The sequence below is a fragment of the Streptomyces sp. NPDC046303 genome (assembly GCF_055588085.1).
The window spans coordinates 140,128-165,775 of the sequence record NZ_JBVJFA010000003.1 but is presented as its reverse complement, the minus strand read 5'-3'; the positions used below and the strand labels follow the sequence as shown (position 1 = coordinate 165,775).

The window sequence follows — 25,648 nt, the reverse complement described above, 5'->3', positions numbered from 1 at the left end:
GGCTTTTCGTGTTGTCCCCATGTGATTACCTGTCGACAAGCGCGCGACTGCCCGCGCGCGGGGGACATGGGGAGAACACGAGTGAACCTGCAGCCGATACGCGGCCGCGTCCGCACCGGCCTGCCGGCCCTTCTGCTGGGGGCCGCCCTGCTGCTGACCACCGCGTGCAGCGGCGGCGGCGGAGGCAACAACGGCGGCGGCAGCGGCAGCGACAACGCCGGGGGCGGTGCCAAGACCGGCACCGAGGCGTCCAAGGCCGTGGTCAGCATCAAGCCGGACGACGGCGCCAAGGAGGTCGCCACCAGCGGCGTCCTGAAGATAACGAGCACGGGCGGCAAGCTCACCACGGTGACCGTCGCCGACACCAAGGGCAACGCGGTCGAGGGCAAGCTCGCCGACGACGGCGCGAGCTGGGAGCCGGCCCGCCACCTGGCCTCCGCCACCGAGTACAAGGTGCACGCGGTCGCCAAGGACGAGGCCGGCCGGGAGTCCGCCAAGGACACCACCTTCACCACCCTGACCCCGACGAACACCTTCATCGGGCACTACACGCCCGAGGACGGCTCCACCGTCGGCGTCGGCATGCCGGTGTCGATCAACTTCACCCGCGGCATCACCAACCCCGAGGCCGTCGAGAAGGCCATCACCGTGACGGCCGAGCCGGCCGTGCCGGTCGAGGGCCACTGGTTCGGCAACGACCGCCTCGACTTCCGCCCCGAGAAGTACTGGGCCCCGGGCACCACGGTCACCGTGAAGCTCGCCCTCGACGGAGTCGAAGGCCGCCCCGGCGTCTACGGCAAGCAGACCCGCACGGTCACCTTCAAGATCGGCCGCTCGCAGGTCTCCACGGTCGACGCGAGCGCGAAGACCATGGAGGTCGTCCGCGACGGCCAGCTGCTCAAGAACATCCCGATCACCGCGGGCGCCCCGGCGACGACCACCTACAACGGGCAGATGGTCATCAGCGAGAAGTACAAGGTCACGCGGATGAACGGCGCGACGGTGGGCTTCGGCGGGGAGTACGACATCTCCGACGTGCCGCACGCGATGCGCCTGTCGAACTCGGGCACCTTCGTGCACGGCAACTACTGGGCCTCCTCCAGCACGTTCGGCTCGGCGAACGTCAGCCACGGCTGCATCGGCCTGAAGGACGTCCGCGGCGCCGGTGACGGCAGCGAGCCAGCCGCCTGGTTCTTCAACGAGTCGCTGATCGGCGACGTGGTCATCGTGAAGAACTCCAAGGACAAGCAGATCGCCCCGGACAACGGCCTCAACGGCTGGAACATGGACTGGGCGGAGTGGATCAAGTAAGCCCCGCATGAGGCCGTCCCGGTGGTCCGGTGCTGTGACACACAGCACCGGACCACCGTGCGTGCTGCGCCTTTCCGGGGGACCCCCCCCGGACCCCCCGCGGCTAACCTTCCCCGTATGACCATCTCTCTCGAAGTCTCCGAAGGCGTCGGCACCATCCGCCTGGACCGGCCGCCCATGAACGCCCTGGACATCGCCACCCAGGACCGGCTGCGCGAGCTCGCGGTGGAGGCCACCGACCGGGCCGACGTCCGCGCGGTGATCATCTACGGCGGCGAGAAGGTGTTCGCGGCCGGCGCGGACATCAAGGAGATGCAGGCGATGGACCACGCGGCGATGGTCGCCCGGTCCCGTGCGCTGCAGGACGCCTTCACCGCCGTCGCCCGCATCCCCAAGCCGGTCGTCGCGGCCGTCACCGGCTACGCGCTGGGCGGCGGTTGCGAGCTCGCGCTCTGCGCCGACTACCGGATCGCCGCCGACAACGCGAAGCTCGGCCAGCCCGAGATCCTGCTCGGCCTGATCCCGGGCGCCGGCGGCACCCAGCGGCTGTCCCGGCTCATCGGCCCCTCCCGGGCCAAGGACCTCATCTTCACCGGGCGCATGGTCAAGGCCGACGAGGCGCTCACGCTGGGCCTCGTCGACCGGGTGGTCCCGGCGGCCGAGGTGTACGAGCAGGCGCACGCCTGGGCCGCGAAGCTGGCCCAGGGCCCGGCGATCGCGCTGCGCGCCGCCAAGGAGTGCGTGGACGCGGGCCTGGAGGCCGACATCGACACCGGGCTCACCATCGAACGCAACTGGTTCGCCGGGCTGTTCGCCACCGAGGACCGCGAGCGCGGCATGCGCAGCTTCGTCGAAGAGGGCCCGGGCAAGGCGAAGTTCGCATGAGCCACGTCGCATGACCCCTGCGAGTGGATTAGCCAGGCCTTAAGGGAGCCTTAAGCCGCATCGGTGATCCACTCACAGTGATCACTTTCCTGCTGTGCGTCACTGCTGGTCAGGATCGTGCGCCTGACCTCGCCTTGCCGTTCGCATATGACAGAACGCCCCTGCGGAATCCTTGATTCCGCAGGGGCTTTTCCCGTGGAACGGCCCGGAGGGGCAGTTCGGCCCTCCATGATGGGTGCATGGCGGGCCTGGAGGGTGTGGAACAGCCGCGGCAGCGCAGCAGCGCTTCGGCCGTACGGCTCACGGCGGCAGCGGAGGACGAACAGGGCCTCAAGGCGCTGGAGTTGTACGGGAATCCGGCTGAGGCGGAAGTGATCCTGCCGTCCATGCCGGAATCGGCCGGCACCGCGCGCAGGCTCACGCAGTGCGTGGTGATACGGCTCTGGGGGCTGTCCCCGCAGATCTCCGAGCACGCCGTCCTGCTGGTCTCCGAACTCGTCGGCAACGCGGTCCGGCACACCGGGGCCCGCTCCTTCGGCTTACGCATGCTCCGGCGGCGCGGCTGGATCCGGGTGGAGGTGCGCGACCCCTCGCGCGGGCTGCCCTGTCTGATGCCGGTCCACGAGCTGGACACCACCGGGCGCGGGCTCTTCCTCGTCGACAAGCTCTCCGACCGCTGGGGTGCCGACCTGCTGCCCCGCGGGAAGATCACCTGGTTCGAGATGCGCGTGGCGGACCGCCAGAACGCCTGAAGCCCCCTGGTCGCCGTGGTGGGGGCGGTGCGGGGGCTTCATGGGTGCGCCGAGGACCGATGGGGTGTGGTCCCCGGCGTGGTGACTTCGCTCGGGTCAATGGGGAAGTCGCGGTTCCGACTATGGCAGACGCGACCCCAAACGCCAAAAGTCCCTAGTCGGACATAAGTGTTCAAATAGTGAGAGTTTCTAGCTAAATCCTAGGTGAGGTGGGCCACTCGCCTCGCATTCGATGAATAACTATCGAACGCTCGGTGTAAATCGTTGATCACCTAGCGAACAGGGGCCCGGCCGACCGACTCCGGCGAAGGTCCCGAATTGGGTCAATCATTACCTTACGGTCCTTCCACCCCTTAAATGGGCAGGTGCTCTCACTTCCAGGCCGCCGCGCGGTCCTGCGCGCGGGCGGTCTCGCCACGGCCGGAGCCGCCGTGGCCGGCCTCACCGCCGCCTGCGGACCGGGCCGCCCCGCCGCCGCACCCGCCACCACGCCCCCCGGCCCCGCCAGACCGGCCCGGCCGTCCGGGGCGGCCGCGGCCGCGGCGCCCGCCGTCCCGCGCCGGTACGCCGGCCGGCCCGCCGAAATCGCCCACGGCCCGCGCGACCGCCCCCGGGTCGCCCTGACCTTCCACGGCAACGGAGACCCCGCCACCGCACGGGCGGTGCTGGCCGAGGCCGAGAAGGCGGGTGCGCGCGTCACCGTACTGGCGGTCGGCAGCTGGCTCGACGCCCACCCGGACCTGGCCCGCCGGATCCTCGACGGCGGCCACGAACTCGGCAACCACACCCAGCGCCACCTCGCCATCAACGACCTGCCCGAGGCGGAGGCCTACGCCGAGATCACCGGCTGCGCCCAGCGGCTGCGGCGGCTCACCGGCTCCATCGGCACCTGGTTCCGGCCCTCCCAGACCCAGCACGCCACCCCGCTCGTCCAGAAGCTGGCCCAGCGAGCGGGCTACCCGCATGTCCTCTCCTACGACGTGGACTCCCTCGACTTCACCTCGCCCGGCGCCGCGGCCGTCACCCGCACCGTCACCGGGACGATCCGACCCGGATCGGTGGTGAGCCTGCACTTCGGCTACGCGGACACGGCCGCCGCGATGCCGCCCCTCCTCGAAGAACTCGCGCGCCGCGAGCTGCGCGCGGTGACCACCACGGAGCTGCTGACGCCATGAAGACCACCCGCCTTCCCCGGAAGGCCGCCGTGCTGCTGGCCGGTCTGGTCCTCGCCGCCCTGGCCGGCTGCGGATCGGCCGGCAAGGGACCCGCCGAGGCGCTCGGCACCAAGGGCCCGGCCCGACCCCCGAAGGCCGTCCCCGCGGCGCCGCCGGGCCTGCCCGGAATGCCCCCGCTCCTCGATCCGAAGGACGTGTACGCGGCGGACCGGCCGAACAAACTCTCGCCGGTGGTCAAGGACTTCCCGTCCCGGGTCTACGTGCCGAACACCAACTCCAACACGGTGTCCGTCATCGACCCGGTCACGTACCAGGTCATCGACACCATCCCGGTCGGCGTCCAGCCCCAGCACGTGGTGCCCTCATGGGACCTGAAGACGCTGTGGGTCAACAACAACCGCGGCCACACCCTCACCCCGATCAACCCGGCCACCGGCGAGGCCGGAAAGCCCGTCGAGGTCCACGACCCGTACAACCTGTACTTCACGCCGAACGGCAAGTACGCGATCGTCATGGCCTCGATGGACAAGGAGCTGGTCTTCCGCGATCCGCACACGATGGAGCGCGTGAAGACCGTCCCGGTGACCTGCTACGGCGTCAACCACGCGGACTTCTCCGCCGACGGCCGCTACTTCATCGTCAGCTGCGAGTTCTCCGGCGAACTCCTCAAGGTCGACACCGAGAAGATGGAGGTCATCGGCCAGCAGAAACTGCCGTTCGAGGGCGCCATGCCCCAGGACGTCAAGGTCTCCCCGGACGGAAAGACCTTCTACGTCGCGGACATGATGGCGCACGGCATGTGGGTGCTCAGCGGCGACACCTTCGAGGTCCCCAAGCTCCTGCCGACCGGAAAGGGCTGCCACGGCCTGTACGTGAGCCGCGACTCGAAGGAGATGTACGTCTCCAACCGCGGCGAAGGCACCATCTCGGTCTTCGACTTCCCGAAGAGCAAGCTCACCAAGAAGTGGACGCTGCCCGACGGCGGCAGCCCGGACATGGGCGGAGTCTCCGCCGACGGCAAGGTGCTGTGGCTCTCGGGCCGCTACAACTCGGAGGTCTACGCGATCGACACCGTGACCGGCAAGCAGCTCGCCCGGATCCCGGTCGGCGGCGGCCCGCACGGCCTCGCCGTGTACCCGCAGCCCGGCCGCTACTCGCTCGGCCACACCGGCATCTTCCGGTAGCGGGCACGGCAGGGCCGCGCCCGGCGGCTATCGAGACCCGGAGCGGGGGCCGGCGGGCGGGGCGGCTACCCTGAGCCGGTCAACAAGCAGCAAGAAGGGGTGGACCCAGTGGCGGACATCGAGAGCGCACGGGCGACGTTCGACAAGTTCGACGTGAACGGTGACGGTTTCATCACGGCGGACGAGTACAGCGCGGCCATGAAGGCCATGGGTGACGCCTACGTCACCGGCGCGGTCGCGGACGCGGTGCTCGCCGCGAAGGACGCCAACGGCGACGGCCTGCTGAGCTTCGACGAGTTCTGGGCCGCCCTCGGCAAGTAGTGGGTCCCGCGCCGCCCCCGTCCCGCCTGCCGGGACGGGGGCGCACTCATGCCCCGGCGCCGGGACCGGAACCGGAACCGGGGCCGGGGCCGGGGCCTGAGCCGTCGGCCGTCATCTCCCCGACCTCGCGCAGGGCCTCCTCCAGCCAGTGCAGCCAGAAGGACTCCAGGGCGATCCCCCCGTGCAGGACCAGGCGGCGCAGCCGGTCTTCCACGGCGTCGCGCTCCGGCGGGAAGTCCTTCTCCTCGATCGCCTCGTACTGCGCCAGCTGCCGCCGGTGCAGCTCCAGGTGGCGCCGCAGCTCGGGGCCCAGCCCCTGCGGCCCCACGACGCCCGCCGCGCGGATGCGCAGCAGCAGGGGGTCGCGCATCGGCTTGGGGTCCTGGCTCTCGCCGACCCACCGCGCCAGTTCCGCGCTGCCCGCCGCCAGGACCTCGTACTCCTTCTTCTGCCCCCGCACGGGCACCTCGCTCGGCAGCGCCCGGATCAGCCCGGACTCCTCCAGCCTGCCGAGCTCCCGGTAGATCTGCTGGTGCGTCGCGGACCAGAAGTACCCGATCGACTTGTCGAACCGCCGGGTCAGCTCCAGCCCGGACGAGGGCTTCTCGAGCAGGGCGGTGAGGATGGCGTGGGGGAGCGACATGACGCCATCCTAGGGACGCCCCCGGGCAGGGCCCGAGGCCGCTCGGCGCCCGTGGCTCAGCGCCAGTCGCCCAGCGCCTCCGGGGTGCGCGGGCCGGGGAGGCCGGCGGCGAGCAGGCCGTGGGCGCGCAGCAGGGCCGTCACCGCCGGGGACCAGGCCTGGCGCAGGCCCGCCCCGGCCAGCAGGGCCGGATCCGAGAGGAGCGCCTGGGCCGGGCCCACGCGGATGCCCGACGGGGTCAGGACCGCGGCGTCGTCGGCCCACCGCACGGCCAGGTCCACGTCGTGCGTGGCCATCACCACCGTGGTCCCCGAGGCGCGCAGCCCCGCCAGGACCTCCAGCAGCCGCTCCTGGCCGTCCGGGTCCAGACCGGCCGTCGGCTCGTCCAGGATCAGCACCCGCGGAGCCATCGCCACCGCTCCCGCGATCGCCGCGCGCTTGCGCTGCCCGTACGAGAGCAGGTGGGTCGGCCGGTCCCGCAGCGCGGTGATGTCCAGCGCGGCGAGGGCGGAATCGACCCGCTCGCGGACCTCCGCGACCTCCAGGCCCAGGTTCATCGGCCCGAAGGAGACGTCCTGTTCCACCGAGGCCGCGAACAGCTGGTCGTCCGGGTCCTGCACGACGAGCTGGACCGCCGTCCGCAGCCGGGTCAGGCCGGCCCGGTCGTACGTCACCACGCTGCCGTCGAGGTGCAGCGCGCCCGAGCCCGGCTTCAGGCCGCCGCTCAGCAGCCGCATCAGCGTGGTCTTGCCGCTGCCGTTGCGGCCGAGCAGCACCAGCGCCCGGCCCTCGGGGATCCCGAAGTCCACCCCGGAGAGCACGGCGGGCCCGTCCTCGTACGCGTAGCCCGCGCCCACCAGTTCCACCAACGGCCTCACAGGTACAGCTCCTTCAGCACGAGAGTGACGGCGACCAGGCCGGTCAGCAGTACGCCGGACCAGGTCAGGAACCGCCAGGACAGCGAGGACTCCGGGACCAGCACCCGCAGCGCGCCGTCGTAGCCCCGCCCGGCGAGGCCCGACTGGAGCCGCGCCGCGCGGTCGAAGGCCCGTACGAACGAGGTCGCGGCGAGCCCCGCCACCGAACGCCACGCCGCGGCCCGGCCGGTGGTGCCCAGGCGGGCCGCCTGGGCCTGGCGGATCCGGGCCAGCGAGTCGAGCAGCAGGAACCCGATCCGGTACATGACCAGGGCCACGTCCACCACCGGGGCCGGGACCCCCGCCCGCACCAGCCGCGGCAGCACGTCCGAGACCGGGGTGGTGAAGGCGAACAGCAGCACGCCGAGCGAGGCCGCCGAGGTGCGCAGCAGCAGCTCGGCGGCCTGCCGGGGGCCGTCCGGGGCCAGCGAGACGAACCCGGCCGGCCCCCCGACGGCGACCAGCAGGGGCAGCGCCCCGGTGAAGCAGAAGCCGAGCGGGATCCGGAACGCCCGCCACAGCTGCCGCCCGGCCACCCCCGCGGGCCCCAGGAGCACGCACAGGGTGGCCGCTCCGACCAGCGGACCGCCGGGCCAGGGCGGCAGGCACACCGCGGTGACCGTCAGGCCGATCCCCAGCAGCGCCTTCTCCAGCGGATGGCGGTGGCGCCAGCGGCTGCTGTGCGCCGCCGCGTCGATCGGCAGCACCGCCTAGCGCTCCGCGCCGGCTGCCGGGCCCGTGTCCGGGGTCGCGTCCGGGCCCGCGTCCGGGGTCGTGGCGGTGTCCGTACCGGTCGCCGTCATGCCCGCGGCAGCCATGCGCCGGCCTCGGCGGACGCCGAAGTAGTACGCGAGCACGCCCGCGCCCAGCGCCGCCTGGAGGGAGAACAGCGCCGACTCGATCTCCCCGGAGGGGGGCTCGTACAGCGGCGTGAACCACGGCTCGTAGTCGGGTTTGAGCTCGGTGATGGCCGCCTCGGCCTGGCCGTCGGCGCCGGCGAACGGCTCCTCCTTGTCGTCCCCCAGCCCCAGCGCGAGCGGGAGCACGGCCAGCGCCGCCACCAGGAGCAGCAGCAGGGAGTTGATCTTCGCGTTCCTGGTCATCAGACCGTCGCCCCCCGCTGCTTCTCGGATCCGGTGAGCTTGGCGACGCCGAGCCGGACCAGGTCCGACTTGCTGGACTGCATCAGCAGGCGCATCACGAGCACGGTCAGCAGCCCCTCGCTCACCGCGAGCGGGATCTGGGTGAGCGCGAAGATCTCCGCGAACTTCACCAGCGCGCCGGTGAACCCGGTCGCCGCGTCGGGGAAGGCCAGCGCCAGCTGGACGGAGGTCACGCAGTAGGTGACCAGGTCGGCGAAGAACGCTCCGAAGAACACCGCCACCATCAGCGGCAGGTCGAACGTGCGCAGCAGTCGGTAGACGGCGTAGCCCGCCCAGGGCCCGGCGATCGCCATCGAGAAGACGTTGGCGCCGAGGGTGGTGAGCCCGCCGTGCGCCAGCAGCAGCGCCTGGAAGAGCAGGGTGATCGTGCCGAGCACCGCCATGATCGGCGGCCTGAAGAGGATGGCCCCGAGCCCGGTACCGGTGGGGTGGGAGCAACTGCCGGTCACCGAAGGGACCTTCAGCGCCGACAGGACGAACGTGAACGCCCCGGACGCGCCGAGCAGGAGCGTGCTCTCGGGATTGGCCTTCACCTCGCGGGTGAGGGCCCGGACGCCGTGGACGACGAAGGGAGCGGACGCGGCGCCCCAGGCGACCGCGTGCAACGGGGGTAGAAAACCCTCGGCTATATGCATGAGTGGGGAGACCTCTCCAGCACCTCGTGGATGGACAACGCGCCCCGGCCGGTCTCCTGGCTCACGGGTGCTGATGCCCGGGCTCCGCCTTCCCGGGGCCGCGAGGTATCCCGCGCGGGCCCAGTGGCTTCCCGCAGGATGGAGCCGGACTTCCCGATCACAGTGGCGAGGGCCGCACCGGTTTCCCACCGGTTTCCCGAACACCAAGGCCCGCTGACCCTAGTCGGACGTGGGGACCGGTAACAACCCGCCTCGAACGGGCCACGAGGTGGCCGGATTCCGTATGCCGGTCACGGGGCGCGGCCACTGCGGCACCATCCGTACCAAGGGCCCCCGCCGACACGGGAGTTCGCCGTCGCGGTGACGGCCGGATACGGCCTTTTCCGCCGCGCCGCGCCGTTCCGTACGCGCGACCGGGACGGGCCCCCGTACGGGCGCGGCCCGGTGGCGGCCCCGGCCGGCCCCGCACAGGCTGGGACCGTGGCTGCCGACTACGACTACTCAGACCTGACCGCCGTCTACGTGAACTGCACGCTCAAGCGCTCGCCCGAGACCAGCAACACCGACGGGCTGATCGACAAGAGCCGCGCGGTCATGGCAGCGGCGGGAGCCCGGACCTCGCTCATCCGCGCCGTCGACCACGACATCGCCACGGGCGTCTGGCCGGACATGACCGAGCACGGCTGGGAGAGCGACCAGTGGCCGGTCCTCTACAGCCAGATCATGGACGCCGACATCCTCGTCCTCTGCGGCCCGATCTGGCTCGGCGACAACAGCTCCGTGATGAAGCAGGTCATCGAGCGGCTCTACGCCTGCTCCTCCCTCCTGAACGAGAGCGGCCAGTACGCCTACTACGGGCGCGTCGGCGGGGCGCTGATCACCGGCAACGAGGACGGCGTCAAACACTGCGCCATGAACGTCCTCTACAGCCTCCAGCACCTCGGGTACGCGATCCCGCCGCAGGCCGACGCCGGCTGGATCGGCGAGGCCGGGCCGGGCCCCTCCTACCTCGACCCGGGCTCGGGCGGTCCGGAGAACGACTTCACCAACCGCAACACCGCCTTCATGTCGTGGAACCTGATGCACCTGGCCGCCCTGCTCAAGCGTTCGGGCGGCATCCCGGCCCACGGGAACCAGCGCTCGCTGTGGGACGCGGGCTGCCGCTTCGACTTCCCGAACCCCGAGCACCGGTAGGCGCCGCACCGGCTCAGTGCGCGATGTCCACGACGAACCGCTCCGGTGAGTGCAGGGCGTAGGCGCGGTAGTACGGCAGGGTGTCGAAGGCGGCGCCGAAGGTCACGTACCCCTCGTAGTCGCCGGTCAGGGCGAGTCCCTTGAGCTTGCCCAGGTAGATCTTCTGGAGCCTGGGCCCCTGGTAGACGCTCTGCCCCGCGTCGTCGTGCGCGGCGGCGGGGTTGAGGCGGATCTCCAGGAAGTACTTCCCGGCCAGCGGTACGGGCTTGCCGGACCCGTCGTGGAACAGCTGCGGGACGGGAGTGACGGTGACCGTGGGGACGTACCCCTGCGTGTCGATGACGATCCGGTCGTACGTGGCGTGCCCGCCCCAGCGGGCGTTGACGACGAGCGGGGTCTGCGTCTGGGTGGTGGCGCCGGCGGTGGCAGCGGCGGCGGCGGTGGTGGCCGAGGCAGGCGCGGCGAACGAGAGGCAGGCGACGAGCAGAGCGCCGGATGCCAGGGCCGTGAACTGCCGGAGACGTGCGTGGATCATGACGTCCCCTCGATTCTCGAGAGACGGGGACTTGTGACACAGCCTAGGACGCCGCCGTGGACCTCGCAGTTCCACTTCCTGTTCGGCTTTTCCGCCGGTGCGCAACCTCCTTTGATGGCAGGGTGGTTGAGTGGAGTACCGGCCCCGTTCGACAGGAGAGAACCGGATGCGTCGTCCCCGTCTTCCCCGCCGTGCGGCGGTCGCCCTGGTCCTGCTCCTGGCAGCCACCGCCTGCGGCGGCGACGCGGACCGCGAGGTCTCCCAGGAGGGCAAGGGCGGCTACCCGTGGAAGGCCACGGACGAGATCTGCAACGTGCTGCCCTACGGCGAGCTCGCCGACCCGCTGGGCGCGCGGGAGGAGGCCGCGGACCGGGTCAAGCGGTCCGGCGGGGGCGCCCCGGGCGTCCAGTGCGTCCAGCCGCTCGTCGAAACCGGCCCGGCGAAGTACGGGAACGTCAAGGTCGAGCTGGACCTCGCCTACGGCCAGAGCGTCGACTTCGCGAAGGACGTCTTCGCCAGGGCCCGCGAGAACACCCGCACGGACAACCCCGACCTCGGCCTCGCCGAGGTCAAGGGCGTCGGCAGGGAGGCCTACCAGTTCGGCTTCAACGCGCCGGACGACCGGCGCCAGGTGCGGGAGCTGCGCCTCCGGGACAGCAACCTGATGATCGACATCACCGTCACGGCCGAGGCGCGCTCGCTGCCCACCCCCGAGAGCCTCAAGGCGTTCGACGCGTCCGTGGCGGACTTCGCGAAGGGCTGCCTCAAGGCCCTGCGGGCCTAGGCCGGGCGTCGGGGGCCGTGTGGCGTCAGCACTCGATGACGTTGACCGCGAGGCCGCCGCGGGCGGTCTCCTTGTACTTGACCTTCATGTCCGCGCCGGTCTCCTTCATGGTCTTGATGACCTTGTCGAGGGAGACCTTGTGGCTGCCGTCGCCGCGCATGGCCATCTTCGCCGCGGTGACCGCCTTGACCGCCGCCATGCCGTTGCGCTCGATGCACGGGATCTGGACCAGGCCGCCGACCGGGTCGCAGGTCAGCCCCAGGTTGTGCTCCATGCCGATCTCGGCCGCGTTCTCGACCTGCTCCGGGGTGCCGCCCAGGACCTCGGCGAGGGCGCCGGCCGCCATCGAGCAGGCCGAGCCGACCTCGCCCTGGCAGCCGACCTCGGCGCCGGAGATCGAGGCGTTCTCCTTGAACAGCATGCCGATCGCGCCGGCGGCGAGGAGGAAGCGGACCACGCCGTCCTCGTCCGCGCCGGGCACGAAGTTCGTGTAGTAGTGCAGGACCGCCGGCAGCACCCCGGCCGCGCCGTTGGTCGGGGCGGTCACGACCCGGCCGCCCGCCGCGTTCTCCTCGTTGACCGCCATCGCGTAGATGGTCGTCCACTCGCTGCGGTGCATCATCGGGTCGCCCTCGGTGCGCAGCTGGCGCGCCGTGGAGGCGGCCCGGCGCTTGACCCGCAGCCCGCCCGGGAGGATGCCCTCGCGGGACATGCCGCGCGCGACGCAGGACTGCATGACGCGCCAGATCTCGAGCAGGCCCTCGCGGATCTCGTCCTCGGTGCGCCAGGCCTTCTCGTTCTCCAGCATCAGGGAGGAGATCGACAGGCCGGTCTCGTTCGCCAGGCGCAGCATCTCGTCGCCGGAGCGGAAGGGGTACTTCAGCACCGTGTCGTCGAGCTTGATCCGGTCCTCGCCGACCGCGTCCTCATCCACGACGAAACCGCCGCCGACCGAGTAGTACGTCTTCTCCAGCAGCGGGGTGCCGGAGGCGTCGTACGCGAAGAGGGTCATGCCGTTCGCGTGGTACGGCAGCGAGCGGCGGCGGTGCAGGATCAGCTGGTTCGGCTCGTCGAAGGCGATCTCGTGGCCATCGCCTATCTCCGCGCCCAGCAGCCGCAGCCGGCCGCTCTTGCGGATGCGCTCCACCTCGTCGTCCGCGGTCTCCACGTTCACCGTGCGCGGGGAGTGGCCCTCCAGGCCCAGCAGCACCGCCTTGGGGGTGCCGTGGCCGTGGCCGGTCGCGCCGAGGGAGCCGAACAGCTCCGCGCGCACGGACGCGGTCTGGGCGAGCACCCCGTCCTTCTTCAGCCGCGTCACGAACATCCGGGCGGCCCGCATCGGACCGACCGTGTGGGAGGAGGAGGGGCCGATGCCGATGGAGAAGAGGTCGAACACGGAGATGGCCACGGTGGCGGACTCCCTTGTCTGCTCGTGGGGTGGAGGGGGCAGGAGAGGTGGATTGTTCGGATTTTGTCCGGCAGACGAGCTTATCGCGGGGAAATGAACGGCTCGTCCGCCGCAGGACGTGGTGAGCATGACGGGGACGGGTCGGGCGGGTGTCGGGCTCACACTCCGCAGCCGCCGCTCGCCCCGCCCGGCCGCGTCGGCCTCCAGGACCGGGTTCGGGCCATGAGAAAGGGCCCGGCCCTGTGCGAAACAAGGCCGGGCCCCCCTAGCCGTTGCTCAGAGCGACGGGTACAGCGGGAACTTCGCGGCGAGCGCGGAGACGCGGGCCTTGAGCGACTCGCTGTCGTACGCCGGCTTCAGCGCGGCCGCGATGATCTCCGCGACCTCGGTGAACTCCTCGGCGCCGAAACCGCGCGTGGCGAGCGCCGGCGTACCGATGCGCAGACCAGAGGTGACCATCGGCGGACGCGGGTCGTTCGGGATGGCGTTCCGGTTGACCGTGATGCCGATCTCGTGGAGCCGGTCCTCGGCCTGCTGGCCGTCCAGCTCGGAGTTGCGCAGGTCCACCAGGACCAGGTGGACGTCCGTACCGCCGGAGAGGACGGAGACGCCGACCTCGGTGACGTCCGGCTGCACCAGGCGCTCGGCGATGATCTTCGCGCCCTCCAGGGTGCGCACCTGGCGCTCCTTGAACTCCTCCGAGGCCGCGACCTTGAAGGAGACCGCCTTGGCGGCGATCACGTGCTCCAGCGGGCCGCCCTGCTGGCCGGGGAAGACCGCGGAGTTGATCTTCTTGGCCAGCTCCTGCGTCGACAGGATGACACCGCCGCGCGGACCGCCGAGGGTCTTGTGCGTGGTGGTGGTGACGACGTGGGCGTGCGGCACCGGGTTCGGGTGCAGACCCGCGGCGACCAGGCCGGCGAAGTGCGCCATGTCGACCATCAGGTACGCGCCGACCTCGTCCGCGATGCGGCGGAAGGCGGCGAAGTCCAGCTGGCGCGGGTAGGCGGACCAGCCCGCGACGATCAGCTGCGGCTTGGACTCCTTGGCGAGGCGCTCGACCTCGGCCATGTCGACCTGGCCGGTCTCGTCGACGTGGTACGGGACCACGTTGTAGAGCTTGCCGGAGAAGTTGATCTTCATGCCGTGGGTCAGGTGACCGCCGTGGGCCAGGTTCAGGCCCATGATCGTGTCGCCCGGCTTCAGCAGCGCGAACATCGCGGCGGCGTTGGCCTGCGCACCCGAGTGCGGCTGGACGTTCGCGGCCTCGGCGCCGAACAGCGCCTTGATGCGGTCGATCGCGATCTGCTCGACCACGTCGACGTGCTCGCAGCCGCCGTAGTAGCGGCGGCCGGGGTAGCCCTCGGCGTACTTGTTGGTCAGGACCGAGCCCTGGGCCTCCATGACGGCGACCGGAGCGAAGTTCTCCGACGCGATCATTTCCAGGGTCGACTGCTGGCGCACGAGCTCGGCGTCGACGGCGGCGGCGACGTCGGGGTCGAGCTCGTGGAGAGGGGTGTTCAGTACGGACATCAGGATCCCCTGGGTCAGTTACCGGCGGTGAGCTTGGCGTACTCGTCAGCGGAGAGCAGGTCGGCCGGCTCCTCCGCGACGCGCACCTTGAACAGCCAGCCGCCCTCGAACGGGTCCGTGTTCACGAGCGCCGGGTTGTCGACGACGTCCTGGTTGGACTCGACGACCTCGCCGGAGACGGGGGAGTACAGGTCGCTGACCGACTTGGTCGACTCCAGCTCGCCGCAGGTCTCGCCCGCGGTCACCGTGTCGCCGGCCGAGGGGAGGTCGGCGTAGACGACGTCACCGAGCGCGTTGGCCGCGAACTCCGTGATGCCGACCGTCGCGACGCCGTCCTCGGCGTCCGACAGCCACTCGTGCTCCTTGCTGTAACGCAGCTGCTGGGGGTTGCTCATGACCTGATTCTCCTGGATGCGGGGGAGTGGATACGACTGCGGTCTTGGGTACTGAGACGACCGGTACTGCGGAGCCGGCGTACGGAGGGTTACTTCTGCCGCTTGTAGAACGGCAGGGCCACGACCTCGTACGGCTCATGCGTACCGCGAATGTCCACGCCGACGCCGGAGGTGCCGGGCGCGGCGTGGGCCGCGTCGACGTACGCCATCGCGATCGGCTTGCCGAGCGTCGGCGACGGGGCGCCCGAGGTGACCTCGCCGATGACCTGGCCGTCGGCCACGACGGCGAACCCGGCGCGCGGGACGCGGCGGCCCTCGGCGATCAGGCCGACCAGCTTGCGCGGCGGGTTGCCGGCGGCGCGCTCGGCGGCGGCCTCCAGCGCGGCACGGCCGACGAAGTCCCCCTCCTTCTCGAACTTCACCACCCGGCCCAGCCCCGCGTCGAACGGGGTGAGCGAGGTGGTCAGCTCGTGCCCGTACAGCGGCATGCCCGCCTCCAGGCGGAGGGTGTCGCGGCAGGACAGGCCGGCCGGGACCAGGCCGACGCCCTCGCCCGCCTTGGTCAGCGCCTGCCACAGCTCCACGGCGTGCTCGGGGGCGATGAACAGCTCGAAGCCGTCCTCGCCGGTGTAGCCGGTACGGGCGATCAGCGCGGGCACTCCGGCCACCGTGCCCGGCAGGCCGGCGTAGTACTTGAGCCCGTCCAGGTCGGCGTCGGTGAGCGAGGCGAGGATGCCGGGGGATTCGGGGCCCTGGACGGCGATCAGCGCGTACGCGTCGCGGTCGTCGCGGACCTCGGCGTCGAAGCCGGCGGCGCGCTCGGTCAGGGCGTCCAGCACGACCTGGGCGTTGGAGGCGTTGGCGACGACCATGAACTCGGTCTCGCCGAGGCGGTAGACGATCAGGTCGTCGAGGATCCCGCCGTCCTCCTGGCAGATGTGCGTGTAGCGGGCGCGGCCGACGCCGACGGTGGAGATGTTGCCCACCAGCGCGTAGTCCAGGACCTTGACGGCCTCCGGGCCGGTGAGGGTGATCTCGCCCATGTGGGAGAGGTCGAAGAGTCCGGCCTTGGTGCGCACGGCGTTGTGCTCGTCGCGCTCGCTGCCGTACCGCAGGGGCATGTCCCAGCCCGCGAAGTCGGTCATGGTCGCACCGAGCGAGCGGTGCAGCGCATCGAGGGCGGTCAGACGGGGGGAAGTGCTCATGGGTGTGGCTCCCGAGTCCCAGGGCATGACATGACGAGGAAGGTCCTCCCCATCTGTCATCGGAACCTGAGAGGTTCGCCGAGAGTGCCCCCGTCGCCGGAGACCCTCGGCTTGCACCTTGGGTGGAGCCGTCGGTCGGACGGCTCGCTTTTCAGATCTGCCTCATCCACGCGGTACGGGGCCTGAGAGATTCAAGGGAGGTTCTTGCTCCTTCGGCGCCCGTGCACGGCCTCGCGGCGTGCCGGGACTCTCCCGCGCGGATTCAAGCGGCCGGTATGCAGTTGGTCCAGATGGCGCACATCATTGCACGCCACCGCGGTGATCGGGCGTGGGGCCCCGAAAGTCCGTGCGGGGGCCGGCAGGGCCGGACGGAAACCGGTGCTGCCGGATTACCGTCTCTTTACACTCAGTGGGCAAGGGTCCGGGTGACCCGATTCGGGGGAGGCGAACACTGTGCGGAGATTCGTAAGCGCGGCGGCTGCGGGGACCGTGGACGCGGTCCCGGTGCCGCGCGGGGCCGTCGGCGGCGTGGGCGGCGTCGGCGCCGCCGACGGCGCCGGCACGGCGTGCGCCGGTACCGGCGGCGGCCGGGTACGGGACCTGCGCGGGCCGGGGGCGCGGGGGGCGCGCCGGCTCGGCTTCGCCCAGGGTGACATCGTCGTGGTGTCCGGCCTGCCCGGCGGGGGCAAGAGCACGCTGATCAAGAGGGCGGCGGGCGAGGGCGCCGCCATCGACTCCCAGGACACGCGAGAGCGCTGGGAGCGGCGGATGCCGGCGGGCCTGCCGTACGGGGTGTACCGGCCGCTGGTGCGCGCCGCGCACTACTGGGGGCTGTGGCGGACCCTGCGCTCCGGAGCCTCGGTGATCGTCCACGACTGCGGCACCCAGGCCTGGGTGCGCGGCCTGCTCGCGGCGGCCGCGCGCCGCCGGGGCCGGGCGCTGCACCTGCTGCTCCTGGACAGCAGCCCGGAGGAGGCGCTGTCCGGTCAGGCGGCGCGGGGCCGGCGGGTCACGGCGTACGCCTTCGCCCGCCACCGGACCGCGGTGGCACGCCTCCTCGGCTTCGCGGAGGCGGGCCATCCGCCGCCGGGCTGCGCCTCGGTCACCCTCCTGGACCGCCGCTCGGCCGCCGAGGTGACGCGGATCGCCTTCCACGGCTGACCGCCGCTGGTGCTGGGGCTCCGCCCCAGACCCCGCTCCTCAAACGCCGGAGGGGCTGGGTTGTGCCGGCATCAGCCGAATCGAGCCCCTCCGGCGTTTGAGGAGCACCTTGAGTCGCGCCGGGCGGACGGCATGGCCCGAATCCAGCCCCGCCGGCGTTTGAGGCGCGGGGTGCGGGGCGGAGCCCCGGGGGGTTGGGCGCAGCCGGGGGGCGGGCGGGTAGCCTGCGGGGCGACAACCCGCGGGTGACGGAAGCAGGGGCACATGCAAGGCGGCGGCTGGCCGGGGAATGAGCTGGAGCAGGTGCTCGGGGCGGCGCTCGGGCAGCCGGATGCCGGGGGCCGGATCCTGGAGGTGCTCGGGCGCAGCGAGGTCTGGGTGCCGCTGCCCGCCGGCGGCGCCCCCGACGCCGCCGCTCTCGACCTGCCGACCATGGACATCGGCGGGGCCGCGTACGTCCCGGTCTACAGCTCCGAGGCCCAGTTCCGCCAGTGCGTCGGCCCCGGCATGGACTTCGCCGTGGCCCCCGCCGTCGCGTTCGCCCGCGGCCTGCCCCCGCAGCTCGGCATCGCGCTCAACCCCGAGGGCGCCGTCGGCGTCCCTCTGCCCCCGCCCGCCGTCGCGGAACTGTGCCGCACCGGGCGCAGCCCGCTCGACGGGCCGTCCACCGGCGGCCGGGTCCGGCTCTACGAGCCCGACTGGCAGGAGGACCCCGTGGACTTCCTGACCGCCGCCGCGGAGGAGTTCCGGACCACCGGCGTGGTCGCCGCCGCCCACCGCTGCCTCGCCAGCGTCGAGGGCGGGGACCCGGAACTGTTCATCGGTGTCCGCCTGGTGGGATGGGAGCCTGAGATGCGAAACGCGCCGATGGAGGCCCTCGGCCGGGCCCTGGCCCGCGTTCCGGCGCCCTGGCCCGTGCAGTTGATCCTCCTCGACGCCGTGCAGGACCCGGTCACAGACTGGATTCGTGAGCGCGTACGCCCCTTCTACCTGCCGTAGCGCCGCTTAAGCTGGGTACGCGTGGACGACGGGCGGACGAAGAGGGGTACCGGGTGAGTGCGTCAGGCACGGCCGCGGCCGGGCAGGTCGAGCACATGCTGCGCCAGGTGACTCCCGGGCGCTATGAGAGCTACGAGTCACTCCTGCATGCCCTCTCCGAGGGCCGGCTGTGGATGCTGCTCTGGCAGGGGCAGCCGGGTTCCCCCGACGCCCAGTACGGCGGCATGGAGGTCGAGAGCCTCGGCTACGCGCCCTGCGTGACCTCCCCGCAGGAGCTGGCCGCCAGCGGCTGGAACCGGGGCTACGAGGTCGTCACCGGCCGGGACATCGCCCGCGCGCTCTACCCGGACCGCTGGGGCCTGTGGCTCAACCCGCACGCCCAGGGCGGCGGCCTCGGCGTCCCGTGGGCCGACCTGCGCCGCATCGCGACCGGCCTGGACCGGATGCCGGCCGGGCCGCTGCGGCTGTCCGAGCCCTCCCTCGAGCTCCCGCAGTTCTACGGGCTGCTGACCCAGCACGCGCACCGCACCCCGGCCGTCCGGTCGCTGCGCCGCGCCTGGGTGCAGCCCGCGCTCGGGTCCGCGTACCTCGCGGTCGGGCTCGACCTGTACGACGCCTCCGCGCCCGCGCTGGAGTCCGTACGGGAGATGATGCGCCAGTCGGTCGGCGTGGTCCCCGAGGGCGTCCCCGTGTGCACGGTGGCGCTGGCGGACGAGCACGACCCCGTCGCGATGTGGCTGCGCGCGCAGACCCGCCCGTTCTACGACCGCGAGGGCCAGGCGCCGGCGTACTGACCCGAGCGCCGGGCCCCCGCCGCCCGCATTCCAGACATCCGCAGAGCGAGACATTCGCCTCGAAGGCCGCACCGGACCCACCGGTGCGGCCTTCCGCATATCCACCGAATGCGCCCAAGATCCATGCCCGAAACGGCAGTTGGGCCGGATGTCCGTTCCGCGCCGAACGGGCGGTGTTTCACCGCTCAACAGAGCGCGCGGTTCGGATAACGGAAGGTGTCGGTGCAGATCACGGTTGCGCATCACATCCCCGGCAGGTCTGGCGGCCGATTGAGAGGGCGTTGAAGACTCCCCCCACCGAAGGCCGGTCAATCAGACAATCACCAGCCCTTCACGTGCACTTCAGGCGCATTTCGCGCCCATCGCACCATCAAGCGACGCCGAAAGAAACAAGCCGCCACAGCGGCGGGCATGGGCCGGCCACCGTCGGCCGAGAGGGGTCCCCACCACGATGACGGCACCACTGCACGACACCAGCGCGGCCGAGCCCGCAGCCGTGGCCGCCCCCGGAGTTCCCCAGAAGGCGATCGAGGGGCGTTCGCCGTGGCGGATCGCCTGGCTGCGCCTCAAGCGTGACAAGGTCGCCCTGGCGGGCGGTGTCATCGTCCTCCTGCTGATCCTCGTCGCGATCTTCGCGCCGCTGATCGTCAAGGCCTTCGGCCACCCGCCGGAGGAGCTGCACGAGGACCTGCTGGACCCGCTGCTCGGCCTGCCGGCCGGCGATTGGGGCGGCATGAGCAGCGACTTCCTGCTGGGCGTCGAGCCGGTCAACGGCCGCGACGTCTTCAGCCGGATCGTCTACGGAGCCCGGATCTCGCTCCTGGTCGCCTTCCTGTCCGCCTTCGTGGCGGTCACGCTGGGCACCTTCTTCGGCATCATCGCGGGCTACTTCGGCGGCTGGATCGACGCGGCGATCAGCCGCGTGATGGACCTGCTGCTCGCCTTCCCGCAACTGCTCTTCATCATCGCGCTGATCTCCGTCATCCCCAGCAAGCTCTGGGGCTTCGAGGGATCGGGCCTGCGGATCGCCGTGCTGGTGCTGGTCATCGGCTTCTTCGGCTGGCCCTACATCGGCCGCATCGTGCGCGGGCAGACCCTGTCCCTGCGCGAGCGCGAGTACGTCGAAGCCGCGCGCAGCCTCGGCGCGGGCCGCATGTACATCCTCTTCCGCGAACTGCTCCCGAACCTGGTGGCGCCCATCACCGTCTACTCGACGCTGATGATCCCCACCAACGTGCTGACCGAGGCCGCCCTGAGCTTCCTCGGAGTCGGCGTCAAGCCGCCCACGCCGTCCTGGGGGGAAACCCTCTCCACGGCCGTGCGGACCTACGAGGACGATCCGCTCTTCATGATCTTCCCGGGCGTAGCGATCTTCATCACCGTGCTGGCCTTCAACCTCTTCGGCGACGGCGTCCGTGACGCCCTCGACCCGAAGGGCTCCCGCTAGCCATCGCAGGGCACACCAGGAACCGGCTCCGAGCCGTACGTACACCGTAACTACAACGGAGGGTTGCGAGCATCGTGACTACCCATCGCACGTCGAAGCGCAGGCTTGCCGCTGGCACAGCCGTCGTGCTCGCGGTCATGCTGACCGCGACCGCCTGTGGCGGAGACGAGAAGAAGGAAGACAAGCCGGCGTCCGCCGGAGGCTTCAACGCCGGCATCGGCAAGATCGCCAACGCTTCGGACAAGAAGGGCGGCGAGCTCAAGTTCGTCGGTACCCAGGAAGCCGACTCGTGGGACCCGCAGCGCGGCTACTACGGCTTCATGTGGGACTTCTCCCGCTACTACACCCGCCAGCTGGTCAGCTACAAGCCGGCCCCGGGTGAGCAGAGCACCGAGCTCGTCCCCGACCTCGCCACGGCCAAGGCCGAGATCAGCGACGGCGGCAAGACGTACAAGTACACCCTCAAGGACAACGTGACCTGGGAGGACGGCACCCCCGTCACCGCCCAGGACATCAAGTACGGCATCGAGCGCACCTGGGCCCAGGACGTCATCTCCGGCGGCCCCGTCTACCTGATGCAGGTCCTCGACCCGAAGACCGAGTACCCGGGCCCGTACAAGGACACCGCCCCGGACAAGCTCGGCCTCAAGGCGATCGAGACCCCGGACGCGAAGACCATCATCTTCAAGCTCCCGGCGCCCAACGGTGACTTCGAGCAGATGCTGGCCATGCCGGCGGCGAGCCCGGTCAAGCAGGAGAAGGACACGGCGGCCAAGTACGGCCTGAAGCCCTTCTCGAACGGCCCGTACAAGATCGACTCGTACGAGCCCAACAAGAGCATGAAGCTCTCGCGCAACGAGCACTGGAAGCCCGAGTCGGACACCATCCGCAAGGCGCTCCCGGACTCCATCTCGGTCACGTTCATGTCGAACGCGGACGACATGGACAAGCGTCTGATGAACGGCGAGTTCGACCTCGACCTCAACGCGACCGGCATCGGCCAGGCGGCCCGCGCCACCGCGCTGAAGGACCACAAGGACAACCTGGACAACGGCCAGACCGGCTTCATCCGGTACGCCGTGTTCCCGCAGACCGTCGCGCCGTTCGACAACATCGAGTGCCGCAAGGCCGTCATCTACGCGGCCGACAAGAAGTCCCTGCAGACCGCCCGCGGCGGCCCGCAGGCCGGTGGCGACATCGCCCCGAACATGCTCCCGCTGGGCATCAAGGGCTCCGACGGCAAGTACGACCCGTACGAGGTCCTGAAGAACGACGGCAAGCCGAACGTCGAGAAGGCCAAGGAGGCCCTCAAGGCCTGCGGCAAGCCGGAAGGCTTCAAGACCACCATCGCGGTCCGCAACAACAAGCCGGTCGAGGTCGCCACGGCCGTCTCCCTGCAGAACGCCCTGAAGCAGGTCGGCATCGAGGCCGACGTCGACCAGTTCGACGGCGCCCAGACCTCCGGCATCATCGGTTCGCCGAAGGTCGTCAAGGAGAAGGGCTACGGCATCATCATCATGGGCTGGGGCGCCGACTTCCCGACCGGGCAGGGCTTCTCCCAGCCGCTGGTCGACGGCCGCTTCATCCTGCAGAGCGGCAACAACAACTTCTCCGAGCTGAACGACCCGGCGATCAACAAGCTGTTCGACGACGCCATCGCGGAGACCGACCCGAACAAGGCCGGCGAGATCTACAAGCAGATGAACCAGAAGGTCTCCGAGGCCGCGGTCTACCTGCCCTTCGTCTACGACAAGACGATCACCTGGCGTTCGAGCCGTCTGACGAACGCCTACACCTCCGACGCCTACAACGGCCGGTACGACTACGCGTCGCTGGGCGTCATGAAGTAACGGTTCGTCCGTCAGGCAGTCAGCCAGGCAGTCCAGTTCCAGTGTTCCAGTGCCACACCCGCTAGGCACGAAGGGCAGGTGATGGCCGCGGTTACGGCTTGGGGGCGCTCTCCAGAAGGGGGCGCCCCCGGGCCGCAGCCAGGCCGAGCGCAGTGCTTGCATATCTCATCCGACGGATCTTCGCCGTCATCGTCATGCTGTTGGTCATCTCGCTGGTGACCTTCGGAATCTTCTTCCTCTTCCCGAAGCTGATCGGGACGGATCCGGCGCTGTACTTCGTCGGGAAGCAGTCCGACCCCGCCGCCATCGAGGGCATCCGGCAGAAGATGGGTCTCGACGACCCGATCCTCGTCCAGTTCGGCAAGTTCGTCGTCGGGCTGGTGGCGGGTCGTACGTACGCCAACGGCTCCGACGTCACGCAATGCGCCGCGCCCTGCTTCGGCTACTCCTTCAAGACCGAGCAGGAGGTGTGGCCGCTGCTGCTGGACTGGCTGCCGGTCACCCTCTCGCTCGCGGCCGGTGCCGTCGTGCTCTGGGTCATCGGCGGTGTCGCCACCGGCGTCGTCTCCGCCCTCAAGCGCGGCACGGTCCTGGACCGCTCGGCCATGGGCGTCGCCCTCGCCGGCGTCTCCCTCCCGATCTACTTCACGGGCATGCTCTTCATCGCCTTCTTCTCCGACCAGCTCGGCTGGTTCGGACGTCCCGAGGCGACGTTCGCCGCCGATCCGGGCAAGTGGTTCAACGGCATGATCCTGCCGTGGGTCTCGCTCGCCTTCCTCTACGCGGCGATGTACGCGCGGCTCACCCGCGCGACCATGCTCGAAGTCCTCAACGAGGACTACATCCGCACGGCCCGCGCCAAGGGCCTGACGGAACCCGTCGTCATCGGCAAGCACGCCATGCGCTCCACGATGACGCCGATCCTGACCGTCCTCGGCCTGGACCTCGGCGCCCTGATGGGCGGCGCGGTGCTGACCGAGTCCACCTTCTCGCTGCACGGCCTCGGCTACAACGCGGTCCGCGCCATCAGCGACCACGACCTGCCGGTCATCCTGGGCATCACCCTGATCTCCGCGTTCTTCGTCGTCGCCGCGAACCTCATCGTCGACCTCATGTACGCGGTGATCGACCCCCGAGTGAGGCTGTCATGACCGATCTCACCAAGACCGGCGCTCTGAACGAGCCCGTCGACGGCACGCGGCCCTCCACCGCCTTCCTCGAGGTACGCGACCTCAAGGTGCACTTCCCGACCGAGGACGGACTGGTCAAGTCGGTCGACGGACTCTCCTTCTCGCTGGAGAAGGGCAAGACCCTCGGCATCGTCGGCGAGTCCGGCTCCGGCAAGTCGGTCACCTCGCTCGGCATCATGGGCCTGCACCGCGTCGGCCAGTACGGCCGCCAGCGGGCGCAGATCTCCGGCGAGATCTGGCTGAACGGCAAGGAACTGCTCTCCGCCGACGAGGACGAGGTGCGCAGGCTGCGCGGCCGGGAGATCGCGATGATCTTCCAGGACCCGCTGTCCGCGATGCACCCGTACTTCACCATCGGCAAGCAGATCGCCGAGGCCTACCGGGTCCACAACAAGGTCGACAAGAAGGCCGCGCGCACGCGCGCCGTCGAGCTGCTGGACCGCGTGGGCATCCCCGAGCCGCACAAGCGGGTCGACAGCTACCCGCACGAGTTCTCCGGCGGCATGCGCCAGCGCGCCATGATCGCGATGGCGCTGGTCAACAACCCCGAGCTGCTCATCGCGGACGAGCCGACGACCGCCCTCGACGTCACCGTCCAGGCGCAGATCCTCGACCTCATCCGGGACCTCCAGCAGGAGTTCGGCTCGGCGGTCATCATGATCACGCACGACCTCGGCGTCGTCGCCGAGATGGCCGACGAACTCCTCGTGATGTACGGCGGCCGGTGCGTCGAGCGGGGCACCGCGGAGAAGGTCTTCTACGAGCCCCGGCACCCGTACACCTGGGGTCTGCTCGGCTCGATGCCGCGCATCGACCGGGAGCAGACCGAGCGCCTGATCCCGGTCAAGGGCTCGCCGCCCAGCCTCATCAACATCCCGAGCGGCTGTGCCTTCAACCCGCGCTGCCCGTACGCCGACGTACCCAAGGGCAACGTGACCCGCACGGTGCGCCCGGAGCTGGTCGAGGAAGACGGCACCCGCCACTGGTCCGCCTGCCACATGTCGCAGGAGGAGCGGACCCGGATCTGGACCGAAGAGATTGCGCCGAAGCTGTGACCGACACCCAGAAGACGGATCCGGCCGTCATTCCCGAGCAGGCCACGGACTCTCCCGACGCTCCTGAGCTGTTGCTCAAGGTCACCGGCCTGACCAAGCACTTCCCCATCACGAAGGGGCTGCTGCGGCGGCAGGCGGGGGCGGTCAAGGCCGTCGACGGCATCGACTTCGACGTCCGGCGCGGTGAGACCCTCGGCGTCGTCGGCGAGTCCGGCTGCGGCAAGTCGACCATGGGCCGGCTGATCACCCGGCTGCTCGAGCCGACCGGCGGCACCGTCGAGTTCGAGGGCAAGGACATCACGCACCTCGGCGTCGCCGGGATGCGGCCGATGCGCCGCGACATCCAGATGATCTTCCAGGACCCGTACGGCTCGCTGAACCCCCGGCACACGGTGGGCACCATCGTCAGCGCGCCCTTCAAGCTGCAGGGCGTGGAGCCCGAGGGCGGGCTCAAGGCGGAGGTCCAGCGGCTGCTGTCCCTCGTGGGCCTCAACCCCGAGCACTACAACCGCTACCCGCACGAGTTCTCGGGCGGCCAGCGCCAGCGCATCGGCATCGCGCGGGCCCTGGCGCTGAAGCCGAAGCTGGTCGTGGCCGACGAGCCCGTCTCGGCGCTCGACGTCTCCATCCAGGCCCAGGTGGTCAACCTGCTGGACGACCTCCAGCAGGAGCTCGGCCTCACGTACGTGATCATCGCGCACGACCTGTCGGTGATCCGGCACGTCTCGGACCGCATCGCGGTGATGTACCTCGGCAAGATCGTCGAGCTGGCGGACAACAAGTCGCTGTACGAGGCGCCGATGCACCCGTACACCACGGCGCTGATGTCGGCCGTGCCGGTGCCGGACCCGCGGCGGCGCGGCGCGCGGAGCGGCCGCATCCTGCTCAAGGGCGACGTGCCGTCGCCGATCTCGCCGCCGAGCGGCTGCCGCTTCCACACGCGGTGCTGGAAGGCGACGCAGATCTGCACGACGCAGGAGCCGCCGCTCCTGGCGTTGAAGACCGGCCACCAGGTGGCCTGCCACCACCCGGAGAACGCCCCCGACCAGGCACCGGGCGACGAGCCCCTGCCGGGCGCGGCGGACGCGGTGGCCACGGTTTCGGAGTAGCGG

At 70.7% G+C, this 25,648-nt stretch carries 26 protein-coding genes and 2 riboswitches; of the genes, 16 read left to right on the top strand and 10 right to left on the bottom strand.

The features are described from left to right. Window positions 1–66: 66 nt before the first annotated feature. From ACZ6I1_RS04270 to ACZ6I1_RS04245, 6 genes are all read left to right on the top strand, one after another. A complete protein-coding gene (locus tag ACZ6I1_RS04270; protein WP_469282909.1) occupies window positions 67–1,311 on the top strand; it encodes a L,D-transpeptidase in 1,245 nt (414 codons plus the stop codon). Window positions 1,312–1,428: 117 nt separating this feature from the next. Further along, on the top strand, window positions 1,429–2,196 hold the full coding sequence (locus tag ACZ6I1_RS04265) for an enoyl-CoA hydratase/isomerase family protein (protein WP_469282907.1): 768 nt from the start codon (window positions 1,429–1,431) through the stop codon (window positions 2,194–2,196). A gap of 239 nt (window positions 2,197–2,435) precedes the next feature. Then, a complete protein-coding gene (locus tag ACZ6I1_RS04260) occupies window positions 2,436–2,948 on the top strand; it encodes an ATP-binding protein (RefSeq protein ID WP_469282905.1) in 513 nt (170 codons plus the stop codon). Window positions 2,949–3,313: 365 nt separating this feature from the next. After that, window positions 3,314–4,123, top strand: coding sequence for a polysaccharide deacetylase family protein (locus tag ACZ6I1_RS04255; RefSeq protein WP_469282903.1), 810 nt, complete (start codon window positions 3,314–3,316; stop codon window positions 4,121–4,123). Then, window positions 4,120–5,307 (top strand): YVTN family beta-propeller repeat protein, encoded by a 1,188-nt coding sequence (locus ACZ6I1_RS04250; RefSeq protein WP_469282902.1) that lies wholly within the window; start codon window positions 4,120–4,122, stop codon window positions 5,305–5,307. The genes ACZ6I1_RS04255 and ACZ6I1_RS04250 overlap by 4 nt, the downstream gene beginning before the upstream one ends. A 108-nt stretch (window positions 5,308–5,415) precedes the next feature. Beyond that, window positions 5,416–5,628: an EF-hand domain-containing protein gene (locus ACZ6I1_RS04245; RefSeq protein WP_469282900.1), complete on the top strand. Its 213-nt coding sequence runs from the start codon at window positions 5,416–5,418 to the stop codon at window positions 5,626–5,628. 46 nt (window positions 5,629–5,674) lie between these two features. Here ACZ6I1_RS04245 and ACZ6I1_RS04240 read toward each other — a convergent pair whose 3' ends face one another. From ACZ6I1_RS04240 to ACZ6I1_RS04220, 5 genes are read right to left on the bottom strand one after another with little or no spacing between them, the layout of a single operon-like run. Then, a complete protein-coding gene (locus ACZ6I1_RS04240) occupies window positions 5,675–6,271 on the bottom strand; it encodes a PadR family transcriptional regulator (protein ID WP_469282898.1) in 597 nt (198 codons plus the stop codon). A 56-nt stretch (window positions 6,272–6,327) separates the two neighbouring features. After that, window positions 6,328–7,149, bottom strand: coding sequence for an ATP-binding cassette domain-containing protein (locus tag ACZ6I1_RS04235; RefSeq protein WP_469282896.1), 822 nt, complete (start codon window positions 7,147–7,149; stop codon window positions 6,328–6,330). Beyond that, on the bottom strand, window positions 7,146–7,895 hold the full coding sequence (gene cbiQ / locus ACZ6I1_RS04230; protein ID WP_469282893.1) for a cobalt ECF transporter T component CbiQ: 750 nt from the start codon (window positions 7,893–7,895) through the stop codon (window positions 7,146–7,148). The genes ACZ6I1_RS04235 and cbiQ overlap by 4 nt, the downstream gene beginning before the upstream one ends. 3 nt (window positions 7,896–7,898) lie before the next feature. Beyond that, complete coding sequence (locus tag ACZ6I1_RS04225) at window positions 7,899–8,291, bottom strand: energy-coupling factor ABC transporter substrate-binding protein (RefSeq protein ID WP_469282891.1); 393 nt, start codon at window positions 8,289–8,291, stop codon at window positions 7,899–7,901. Further along, window positions 8,291–8,986, bottom strand: a complete 696-nt coding sequence (locus ACZ6I1_RS04220; protein ID WP_469282889.1) for an energy-coupling factor ABC transporter permease — start codon at window positions 8,984–8,986, stop codon at window positions 8,291–8,293. Before ACZ6I1_RS04220 ends, ACZ6I1_RS04225 begins: the two co-directional genes overlap by 1 nt. 29 nt (window positions 8,987–9,015) lie before the next feature. Beyond that, window positions 9,016–9,209: riboswitch (cobalamin riboswitch) on the bottom strand. 257 nt (window positions 9,210–9,466) lie between these two features. Between ACZ6I1_RS04220 and ACZ6I1_RS04215 the strand changes: the two genes are divergently transcribed. Continuing rightward, window positions 9,467–10,180: a flavodoxin family protein gene (locus tag ACZ6I1_RS04215; protein WP_469282887.1), complete on the top strand. Its 714-nt coding sequence runs from the start codon at window positions 9,467–9,469 to the stop codon at window positions 10,178–10,180. Between the two features lie 13 nt (window positions 10,181–10,193). Here the strand turns inward: ACZ6I1_RS04215 and ACZ6I1_RS04210 are convergent, their stop codons facing one another. Then, window positions 10,194–10,712 (bottom strand): AMIN-like domain-containing (lipo)protein, encoded by a 519-nt coding sequence (locus ACZ6I1_RS04210; RefSeq protein WP_469283221.1) that lies wholly within the window; start codon window positions 10,710–10,712, stop codon window positions 10,194–10,196. A 169-nt stretch (window positions 10,713–10,881) separates the two neighbouring features. Between ACZ6I1_RS04210 and ACZ6I1_RS04205 the strand changes: the two genes are divergently transcribed. After that, window positions 10,882–11,499 (top strand): hypothetical protein, encoded by a 618-nt coding sequence (locus ACZ6I1_RS04205; protein ID WP_469282885.1) that lies wholly within the window; start codon window positions 10,882–10,884, stop codon window positions 11,497–11,499. Window positions 11,500–11,524: 25 nt separating this feature from the next. On the opposite strand, the gene ACZ6I1_RS04200 is transcribed toward ACZ6I1_RS04205, so the two are convergent. The 4 genes from ACZ6I1_RS04200 to gcvT all read right to left on the bottom strand — a co-directional run bounded on the left by ACZ6I1_RS04200 (window position 11,525) and on the right by gcvT (window position 16,040). Then, window positions 11,525–12,907, bottom strand: a complete 1,383-nt coding sequence (locus tag ACZ6I1_RS04200; protein ID WP_469282883.1) for an L-serine ammonia-lyase — start codon at window positions 12,905–12,907, stop codon at window positions 11,525–11,527. Between the two features lie 276 nt (window positions 12,908–13,183). Next, window positions 13,184–14,440 carry a serine hydroxymethyltransferase gene (glyA, locus tag ACZ6I1_RS04195; protein ID WP_469282880.1) on the bottom strand — a complete coding sequence of 419 codons (1,257 nt, stop codon included), beginning with the start codon at window positions 14,438–14,440 and terminating at the stop codon, window positions 13,184–13,186. A 14-nt stretch (window positions 14,441–14,454) separates the two neighbouring features. Further along, on the bottom strand, window positions 14,455–14,835 hold the full coding sequence (gene gcvH, locus ACZ6I1_RS04190; protein ID WP_469282878.1) for a glycine cleavage system protein GcvH: 381 nt from the start codon (window positions 14,833–14,835) through the stop codon (window positions 14,455–14,457). An 89-nt stretch (window positions 14,836–14,924) separates the two neighbouring features. Then, a complete protein-coding gene (gcvT, locus tag ACZ6I1_RS04185; RefSeq protein WP_469282874.1) occupies window positions 14,925–16,040 on the bottom strand; it encodes a glycine cleavage system aminomethyltransferase GcvT in 1,116 nt (371 codons plus the stop codon). Window positions 16,041–16,201: 161 nt separating this feature from the next. Continuing rightward, window positions 16,202–16,305, bottom strand: a riboswitch (glycine riboswitch). A gap of 263 nt (window positions 16,306–16,568) precedes the next feature. Here gcvT and ACZ6I1_RS04180 point away from each other — a divergent pair. The 8 genes from ACZ6I1_RS04180 to ACZ6I1_RS04145 all read left to right on the top strand — a co-directional run bounded on the left by ACZ6I1_RS04180 (window position 16,569) and on the right by ACZ6I1_RS04145 (window position 25,645). Further along, window positions 16,569–17,201 (top strand): AAA family ATPase, encoded by a 633-nt coding sequence (locus ACZ6I1_RS04180; RefSeq protein ID WP_469283219.1) that lies wholly within the window; start codon window positions 16,569–16,571, stop codon window positions 17,199–17,201. 264 nt (window positions 17,202–17,465) lie between these two features. Continuing rightward, entirely contained in the window at window positions 17,466–18,200 is a 735-nt protein-coding gene (locus ACZ6I1_RS04175; RefSeq protein WP_469282872.1) for an enhanced serine sensitivity protein SseB, read from the top strand. Window positions 18,201–18,253: 53 nt separating this feature from the next. Next, entirely contained in the window at window positions 18,254–18,994 is a 741-nt protein-coding gene (locus ACZ6I1_RS04170) for an enhanced serine sensitivity protein SseB C-terminal domain-containing protein (protein ID WP_469282868.1), read from the top strand. A 451-nt stretch (window positions 18,995–19,445) separates the two neighbouring features. After that, the gene (locus tag ACZ6I1_RS04165; protein ID WP_469282866.1) at window positions 19,446–20,441 is read left to right on the top strand and encodes an ABC transporter permease; all 996 of its coding nucleotides are present in this window, start codon (window positions 19,446–19,448) and stop codon (window positions 20,439–20,441) included. A 74-nt stretch (window positions 20,442–20,515) separates the two neighbouring features. Continuing rightward, window positions 20,516–22,291: an ABC transporter substrate-binding protein gene (locus ACZ6I1_RS04160; protein ID WP_469282864.1), complete on the top strand. Its 1,776-nt coding sequence runs from the start codon at window positions 20,516–20,518 to the stop codon at window positions 22,289–22,291. Between the two features lie 152 nt (window positions 22,292–22,443). Next, entirely contained in the window at window positions 22,444–23,442 is a 999-nt protein-coding gene (locus ACZ6I1_RS04155) for an ABC transporter permease (RefSeq protein ID WP_469282861.1), read from the top strand. After that, window positions 23,439–24,536 (top strand): ABC transporter ATP-binding protein, encoded by a 1,098-nt coding sequence (locus tag ACZ6I1_RS04150; protein WP_469282857.1) that lies wholly within the window; start codon window positions 23,439–23,441, stop codon window positions 24,534–24,536. Before ACZ6I1_RS04155 ends, ACZ6I1_RS04150 begins: the two co-directional genes overlap by 4 nt. After that, window positions 24,533–25,645, top strand: coding sequence for an ABC transporter ATP-binding protein (locus ACZ6I1_RS04145; RefSeq protein WP_469282855.1), 1,113 nt, complete (start codon window positions 24,533–24,535; stop codon window positions 25,643–25,645). Before ACZ6I1_RS04150 ends, ACZ6I1_RS04145 begins: the two co-directional genes overlap by 4 nt. The last annotated feature ends 3 nt before the right edge of the window (window positions 25,646–25,648 follow it).

Excerpts from the sequence above, each read along its gene's own strand:
- ACZ6I1_RS04270 (WP_469282909.1), top strand. The coding sequence starts at position 67 with ATGGGGAGAACACGAGTGAACCTGCAGCCGATACGCGGCCGCGTCCGC.
- ACZ6I1_RS04265 (WP_469282907.1), top strand. The coding sequence starts at position 1,429 with ATGACCATCTCTCTCGAAGTCTCCGAAGGCGTCGGCACCATCCGCCTG.
- ACZ6I1_RS04260 (WP_469282905.1), top strand. The coding sequence starts at position 2,436 with ATGGCGGGCCTGGAGGGTGTGGAACAGCCGCGGCAGCGCAGCAGCGCT.
- ACZ6I1_RS04250 (WP_469282902.1), top strand. The coding sequence starts at position 4,120 with ATGAAGACCACCCGCCTTCCCCGGAAGGCCGCCGTGCTGCTGGCCGGT.
- ACZ6I1_RS04240 (WP_469282898.1), bottom strand. The coding sequence starts at position 6,271 with ATGTCGCTCCCCCACGCCATCCTCACCGCCCTGCTCGAGAAGCCCTCG.
- ACZ6I1_RS04225 (WP_469282891.1), bottom strand. The coding sequence starts at position 8,291 with ATGACCAGGAACGCGAAGATCAACTCCCTGCTGCTGCTCCTGGTGGCG.
- ACZ6I1_RS04220 (WP_469282889.1), bottom strand. The coding sequence starts at position 8,986 with ATGCATATAGCCGAGGGTTTTCTACCCCCGTTGCACGCGGTCGCCTGG.
- ACZ6I1_RS04205 (WP_469282885.1), top strand. The coding sequence starts at position 10,882 with ATGCGTCGTCCCCGTCTTCCCCGCCGTGCGGCGGTCGCCCTGGTCCTG.
- glyA (WP_469282880.1), bottom strand. The coding sequence starts at position 14,440 with ATGTCCGTACTGAACACCCCTCTCCACGAGCTCGACCCCGACGTCGCC.
- gcvH (WP_469282878.1), bottom strand. The coding sequence starts at position 14,835 with ATGAGCAACCCCCAGCAGCTGCGTTACAGCAAGGAGCACGAGTGGCTG.
- gcvT (WP_469282874.1), bottom strand. The coding sequence starts at position 16,040 with ATGAGCACTTCCCCCCGTCTGACCGCCCTCGATGCGCTGCACCGCTCG.
- ACZ6I1_RS04175 (WP_469282872.1), top strand. The coding sequence starts at position 17,466 with ATGCAAGGCGGCGGCTGGCCGGGGAATGAGCTGGAGCAGGTGCTCGGG.
- ACZ6I1_RS04165 (WP_469282866.1), top strand. The coding sequence starts at position 19,446 with ATGACGGCACCACTGCACGACACCAGCGCGGCCGAGCCCGCAGCCGTG.
- ACZ6I1_RS04150 (WP_469282857.1), top strand. The coding sequence starts at position 23,439 with ATGACCGATCTCACCAAGACCGGCGCTCTGAACGAGCCCGTCGACGGC.